The 6,722-nt window shown below is 58.1% G+C and carries 6 protein-coding genes; 1 reads left to right on the plus strand and 5 read right to left on the minus strand.

The features are described 5' to 3' along the window. Positions 1-691 precede the first annotated feature (691 nt). Together M0D65_RS32940 and M0D65_RS32945 are read right to left on the minus strand one after the other, a co-directional pair. A complete protein-coding gene (locus tag M0D65_RS32940) occupies positions 692-1,666 on the minus strand; it encodes a hypothetical protein (protein WP_266256185.1) in 975 nt (324 codons plus the stop codon). A gap of 223 nt (positions 1,667-1,889) precedes the next feature. Further along, the gene (locus tag M0D65_RS32945; protein ID WP_266256186.1) at positions 1,890-2,558 is read right to left on the minus strand and encodes a hypothetical protein; all 669 of its coding nucleotides are present in this window, start codon (positions 2,556-2,558) and stop codon (positions 1,890-1,892) included. A gap of 192 nt (positions 2,559-2,750) precedes the next feature. Between M0D65_RS32945 and M0D65_RS32950 the strand changes: the two genes are divergently transcribed. Then, positions 2,751-3,002 carry a helix-turn-helix domain-containing protein gene (locus M0D65_RS32950; protein ID WP_266256187.1) on the plus strand — a complete coding sequence of 84 codons (252 nt, stop codon included), beginning with the start codon at positions 2,751-2,753 and terminating at the stop codon, positions 3,000-3,002. Positions 3,003-3,042: 40 nt separating this feature from the next. Here M0D65_RS32950 and M0D65_RS32955 read toward each other — a convergent pair whose 3' ends face one another. The 3 genes from M0D65_RS32955 to M0D65_RS32965 form a co-directional block, all read right to left on the minus strand. Beyond that, positions 3,043-3,690 carry a hypothetical protein gene (locus M0D65_RS32955; protein WP_266256188.1) on the minus strand — a complete coding sequence of 216 codons (648 nt, stop codon included), beginning with the start codon at positions 3,688-3,690 and terminating at the stop codon, positions 3,043-3,045. Positions 3,691-3,704: 14 nt separating this feature from the next. Then, entirely contained in the window at positions 3,705-3,992 is a 288-nt protein-coding gene (locus tag M0D65_RS32960; protein WP_266256189.1) for a hypothetical protein, read from the minus strand. Between the two features lie 927 nt (positions 3,993-4,919). Continuing rightward, positions 4,920-6,656 (minus strand): ShlB/FhaC/HecB family hemolysin secretion/activation protein, encoded by a 1,737-nt coding sequence (locus M0D65_RS32965; protein ID WP_266256190.1) that lies wholly within the window; start codon positions 6,654-6,656, stop codon positions 4,920-4,922. Between the last annotated feature and the right edge of the window lie 66 nt (positions 6,657-6,722).

Below are 6,722 nucleotides of genomic sequence, written 5' to 3' on the forward strand. Positions count from 1 at the left end.
AGGTTATAGCTTACCAGGTTTTCGCTACCCATCAATCTAACCGAACAGTATTGGGTTGTAAGCCGGAACCGCAGAAATTTTTTGAAGTTGATTTGATTCAGCAGGTTCATCTGTTCCACGCGCCGTCAAGGCAGTCATTCGCGGAACCGTCGCAGCTCCTGACCGCGGACGTGCTGCCAGAAGACACGTGCCCGCATATCGAGGCGGTAGTGCGAATGCACGATGTGCAACTCGCATCGATCCCGTGGACGGGATCGATGCGGCGAAGCTGCGACTCGGGCGGATTCTCAGTGCCGGAGAGTTTCCTCGCATGGAGGCGTCTCCGGGATTCCCTGTGTGACTTCCATGCGTAACCGGGCGGCAACTTCTTATGTGCCGTTGCATTCTTCCGGGTGATCATTATTGAGGCATCCTGCTTGCAGGCGATAGCCCCTTCTCCCTTCGACAAAAAAAAACAGGGCAGGTGGAGGAGGTGGAGGGCTTTTCTGAGTTGATCTGAACTAAAGCGTACCTTTTTTTAGATCAGATATTGAAAAACACTTCCACTGCTTCCACTCCGGCAGCAGGGGAGGATTTCCTCATTGTTTCGGGCAGAAACGGGGCAGACGGATATCGGCCTTGGATCGCGGGTAGCGATCGTGTTCCGCCGCTCACGACTCGCGCAGGATGGGACGGTCGAACAGGTCGGGGACTAGAATTCCGGCGTCGGCGCACTCGCTGGGCTGGCGTGCCTCGGCGTGTGGCCGAATGCGATAACCGGATCAATCCACTGAGCCCAGATGAATTGGTCTTCTCTCCGCAACGCGGGATTGGGTGTCAACGACAGATCGAAGGACGGGCTTGCTCCGCACTCGCCGTCAGCAAGCGCAGCCGTCAGGACGGTTCCGTCCGGATTCGTCCAATGCAGTTCGTACACCGTGTCTGCCGGATGGCAGGCGACCCATGTCCGCGTACGCTCATCCTCGACATCGATGCTTCTTGCGATGACATCTTCGCTGTCGATCCCGGATGCACGTGCCCGGTTCCTGACGTCCGCCTGCGTACGCTCATGATCCATCGCGAGCCTGTCGCGGGCGCCGATGACCACGGCCGGTTTGCCGTACCGCTGTTCGAGGGCGACGCGAAACGCATTGCCGGGTTGTAGCGAACGGGTTGCGTCGGTCGCATCCACGTGCTCTTCGATTTCAATGACCACCGATTTTGCAAGCCCCACAGGCCGTCCGGCAGCACGCACCGTCGCCACTGTGATCGTGCTGTCAAGACCGTTCAGCTGCGTGATGGCGATGCTCAGGGCCGGGGCAAGATGACGCATGCTGTTCTCCACGCGGCGCACCATCGCGGCGGGTTCGCCCGAAGTGAGTGCTGGTTGGGCACATACGTCGCCGAGCCTGATTCCATGCAGCGCGAACGCAGAAAGCAGTGGTCTGCTGGCAGGGGCGTCGCAACCGAACAACGCGTCAAAGTCCCGACGATCGTCAGCGGTCCCGCCTTGCACCGGATTGTCGCTGCGCTGGGGAGTGACCGTTACTGCGTCGCTCTGTCCAAAGTCGAATTCCTGCGGTACGGTCTGTGCGACATGGGTCACGTTAAACGCGCTGGTCAGTTGCGCCTGCGCGCCAGACGCAGCGAGCAGGCCGCTGGTTATCAGCAGAGGGATCGTTTTCATGTTCTTGAAGGAAAGGCTTATCTCTGCTGTTGCTGGAGATCATGGGCGCGGAACACCGTGTCGGCGGGAAGGGCACTTCGCCTGAAGCCGTGGCGGCATTCGCGGCGAAGTCCGGAAGGGTGCGATAGCGGCAAACATGCAGGGGGCGACGCATGACAGCGCCCCGCCCGCTACCGGCAGTCCCACGCGGTGTGTGTAAAACCACCGCGTACATGGTCCCAGTTCAGTTGAAGCTCTTTGCCTGCTGGCTCGCGGTCGCGATGCTTTTCACATAGAACGTATTGTCGGGATAGATACCGGCCTCCCAGCCGCTATCGTCGCGGTATCGCAGATACTGGCTGAACATGGGATTGTCCTGTGCCGGGTCCATATGTCCAATGTCGTACGCCTTCATGAAGTTCTGCACGAAGTCGTTAAACGGCATCTGACCGAACACGAGGGTCGTGAGGCCAGAATAGAACTTGAAACTGGTGAGCTTGCCCGACTCATAGACGAAACTGCCTTGCAGCTGCTGCGCGGTGCTTTCGCAAACCACCCTGACCGCGTCAGGGCTGACCTGGCAAGGATTGCCGACCGGCAACAGTGTGCTCAATGCCTGATGCACTTCATCTGGCGACTCACCCAGGGCGATGCCCTTGATTCGCGGACCGCTTGCGCTGCCTTGCGACTGTGCGGTCGGGCGCGTGCTGCCGCCATTCTCATCGGTTTCGTCGGGCCGTTCGGTGGCGGCGCTGGCGGCGGTCTGAACTGTCGGGGTTGACGCGGCGACAGTCGGTGCACTGGCTGCAACGGCGTTGACATTCGAGGCGGGTTGCTTTGAGCACGCTGCGAGCGCCAGCAATGTTATTGCAGTCACGGCGAGAAGACAGCGCGAATACGTAATGCTTTTCATGATTTCCGGTCCTTCCGGTTTGGGTGTGCAAAGGCACGTCGGCCTGGTTGCACGCTGGGTCTGAGAGAAATAAATATTTCGAAGCAAATAAGTCGGTGAGTTTGACCATCTGTCTTCTTCGAGGGAGGCAGATATTCGATATGTGACGCAAAGTCCGTAGATGAAAATGCATCATATCGTAAAGATCGGGGTATGTCCGCACCACTCCGAGGCCCCGATCCGAAAGTCAAGCTTGTCTCACTTCGAGACATATTGGCCTACAACATCCGCATCTGGCGGGTTAGCAGGTCCTTGTCTCAGGAGGCGCTTGGCTTTGCCGCTGGACTGGACCGCACGTTTGTCAGTCAGGTCGAGCGGGCGCGCGTCAACGTGTCTCTGGATAACATCGAGCGGTTCGCGATTGCCCTTGATGTCGACCCGGCCCGATTGTTTGAACGCCCCTGAGCCCTTTACTGAAGCTTCGTGCACGGCGGCTACTGCGGTACTACGGCGGCTTCGAACTGTGCTTCTCGCGGATCGAGACTGCACCGTCGAGCACCACCGAAAAAGTTTCTCGCGCCGTGACGTAGGTTCCATACCGGGCGCGTTTCCCGGAGACGGGGTTCGCGTAATTCAGGCGCGCATTGCACGTCGCCATCGCTGCATCGCGTTCCCCCGGATCGAGGATCAGCAGCGCATGGGGCTGGAACCGGTGACCCTGCATGCGGCCCTCCGCGCCGATGACCAGCACGGCATGCCGGAATGACTCTCCGACAGGACGCCAGCTCACGATCACCAGGTGGCCGCGCGACAGTTCGCGCTCGCAAAAGTCGATCACAACCCGGTGCGCTCCTTGGAACACCACCGGCCGCAGGCTCCATTGCGAGGATTCGCGGATGACATCGGCCGCTTCCGTCAGCGTCGCACCGGTGAAGTAAAGCGGCGCAGCGCGGTCCCAAAAGTCAGCTTCCAGTCCGTGCTTTCTCCACGACACGACGGCGGGATCGGCAATGCGTCCGAGTATGGCGAGCGCACTGGCGCACGCATGCAGAGTGCAACCCGAGTCCCATGTCCCCTGAAAGCTGTGGACTGCGGCTTTCGAACTGGCACGCAGATACTGACCGGGCGTGAGACGAGCGTGGAGTCGTTGCACGATGAACTCCATTTTCAGTATTCACTCGCGAGGAGTACCGTGGTATTCGACCGGTCGGCCTCGGTTATGACGTAGATTTTCTCGTTGCCGATCACGTAAGCGCTGAGTATGCGAGTCCCATTTATGACAGCACGGTCATTGACGGCCCGGTCTTCGGCATCCAGCACGCCCCAGTCGCCGCATTGGTGACGGACCAGCAGTGCGAAGGGATGCGCGCCCGCACGTTCCAGAGCACGAAGCACCGCAGGCGTGGCAAAAGTGCGCCCTAGAGGAAAGAGAAATGCACGATTATTTTTATTCATAATAAGGTATCCTTATTAATTATCAAGACGAGCACTATCCCCGGATGGATATCCGGCTATAGGCTTGTTAGTGGAGAAACTGAAAACGCGAGGCTGCGGTAGTACGTTTCAGGAAAGCGACGGACTACGAAGAAGGCAACCGGAGCCGTTCAAAGTGCGCCGGCCAGAAATGCGGGAAATGGCGGTCAGGTGGAGGCAATCAACCGTGTTTTTGCCAAAACTTCGACAAAATTTTGCTCCGACGGTGGAAATCTAGCACAAATCGACCATAAAAATAAAAGGGTTGCATCAATTGCTGTTCCAATTGGCAATTTTTGCCGACTCCGCAATTTCATGGGATTCCCGTCCCCTCCCTCAGCGTCGAAAATCGTCCTACGACTCGTTTCCCGGCCCGCCAGCGGCACCGGATTGCCCGGTCAGGGGGATCACAGGGATATGACCAAGCGGGCGCTATGGCACGGGCTTACTTTTTCGAAAGAATTGTAATAATTGACGCAACATAACAAATTCTCGGTTAACCCGGTTTCGGGCCGAGAGCAGCCGATTTTTGCTCATTTTTTAAGCAAAATTTGTGTGGCCAGGCGTTTTCAGGTGATTGGCAATCCGAAATGCATGCTCATGCAGGTAAATGGTGATTTCTGACCATTTACCCGATGGTTGCATTCGTGCATGTCGCGATTAACGCGCAACCGCAGGCGCAACGGTGTCCAGCGACCAGCCCGGCTTGCGCGTTATGACGACTGGCTTCGCTGCGGCCGAGTACTCTTCGCCCACTTCCCAGCCCGCCCGGGGAATCTCATGGCGCACGAATATCACAGGACATTTGCTATCGGGCCACTGCTCGTCGTACATCGATCGGGGTACCCCGCTTCGGACCTTTCGGTTGACTGCGGCGAATGTATGGGTAGTTGGCCATAACCCGGCACCTCAAAATTGAGCAGTGGCCTGGAAACCGACCGTTACGCGTGCGGTCGGAAATCCGGACGGCTTGTAGATCGGCGTGCCGGCGAACAGGTCATAGGACAGTCCGGCGATGCGCCCCGGGATGCTGCCGCGTACGCCGATCACGGCACCGGCCAGTTGCGTGCCCGCCAGAAACGCGGTGCCCGGACCGAACACGTGACCGTAATCGATGCCTGCATAAATGGACTGCCCGGTCTGGCCGATCGGCATCTGCAGTTCATTGCGCCAGTAAAAACCGCGCTCGGCCGCGAGCATCGTTTCACCATCGAAGCCACGTACGGTGTAGCGGCTGCCGATCGTCAGGTCATCGATGTAGTTCAGCGTGTTGTTCGTGAACTGCCCGTGAAAGGTGGTGACATACCGCAGATTCTGGTTCGCGATTGCGAACGGCACCGACAGGTTTGCGTCGAGCACCGCCATGTGAAAACGGTACGTCGGCCCGCCACCCGATGTATCGGGCATTGCACCCAACCAACCGATGCTTTGCCTGTAGGCAAGCGTACCGTCGAACTGCGCGGAGCCAAAATAGTGGCGGTCCGTCAGGCCTGCTTCAACGAACGTGTTGTCCCGGTACTGCTGGGGAATCTCGGTGTCTTCGATGAAGCTTGCACCCCAGCGTTTCGTCAACTGGAGTTCCACGCCGAGCACGTCGTCCTGGCTACGGCGGATGACCCGCTGCAACTTGAAGCCAGTTGTCTGCGAATTGCCGCTCGACACGAACGTCTGGTTCACCCCGGCGATCTGCTGGTAGTACGTGTTCGTGTAGCCGAACAGCGTTCCGGTCCAGTATCCCCATGGAACCGAATACGAACCATTCCAGCCGTGCGAGCCGAGGCGCCGGTCGCCGAACTCCAGGTCCTGATTGGCACCGATGTTGAAGATGTCGTTCAGACCGAGCGGGTTGTCGATGCCGAGACTCACGTTGCCTTGTAGCTTGCCCGTCGCACGCGTACCTGAGTTGTCAACCGAGGCGACGAGAGACCACAGCTTTGTCCGCTTCACGTCAAGCACGACGTCGCTTTCGCCCGGTATGTCAGTCGGGACAATCTGCATCGACACGTCCTGGCTGCTGACGCGTTTCATCTGCTCAAGACCCTGTTCGAGATCGCGCACGTTCAGCAGGTCGCCACCGCGAACTGGAAACGCGGATTTCCACATTCCACGGACTTTCGGGTCCGCGAATCGTAACTGCCGGATTACACCGGGTACGAGCGCGAGCTTTAGCGTGCCCGATGACATGTCCTGCTCAGGCACGAGCACACGAGTCGTGACGTAACCACGACTGAGGATCACCTGCGAGATACCTTTGACGATGACGTCGATGCCTTGCTTGCCGACGCACTGATTTACGTAATGTTCGAGCCACTCGCGTGCGAAGGCGAACTGATCCATCGGTAGCGCCGATGTGCCCCGCGCGCGAACGGCATCAGGCAGCGTTGAAGGAACATCCAGTAAGAACGACTGGATACGAAAGCAAGTTGTTTCAACGGGCAGTGATGGAAAGCCCGCGCTTGCAGTGACGGTTGAACGCACGCCCGGCGCGGCAACGGTGCGTTCACGTTCTCGTGCTTCTTCCTGTTGACGTACTTGCTGGTCGTTACCCGGTATGATCAGACGTGGGGGTGTTTCCTGTGCGGACACGCTGGCAGATGCAAACAGCAACGATGCAACAAGGTTGGTTCTTCGAATTCTTTTTTTCATGCCGTCTGTTCTTCTAGGGAAGGTCTGCAGAACTCGTTTTCTGAGTGCCGATCGTTTTGCTGATTA

Origin of the sequence: Paraburkholderia sp. CHISQ3 (assembly GCF_030464945.1) — a bacterium.
GTDB classification, from domain to species: Bacteria; Pseudomonadota; Gammaproteobacteria; order Burkholderiales; family Burkholderiaceae; genus Paraburkholderia; species Paraburkholderia megapolitana.

Bases quoted from the DNA above. Each gene is read 5' to 3' on its own strand.
- M0D65_RS32940 (WP_266256185.1), bottom strand. From the start codon at position 1,666: ATGAAAACGATCCCTCTGCTGATAACCAGCGGCCTGCTCGCTGCGTCT.
- M0D65_RS32945 (WP_266256186.1), bottom strand. From the start codon at position 2,558: ATGAAAAGCATTACGTATTCGCGCTGTCTTCTCGCCGTGACTGCAATA.
- M0D65_RS32950 (WP_266256187.1), top strand. From the start codon at position 2,751: ATGTCCGCACCACTCCGAGGCCCCGATCCGAAAGTCAAGCTTGTCTCA.
- M0D65_RS32960 (WP_266256189.1), bottom strand. From the start codon at position 3,992: ATGAATAAAAATAATCGTGCATTTCTCTTTCCTCTAGGGCGCACTTTT.
- M0D65_RS32965 (WP_266256190.1), bottom strand. From the start codon at position 6,656: ATGAAAAAAAGAATTCGAAGAACCAACCTTGTTGCATCGTTGCTGTTT.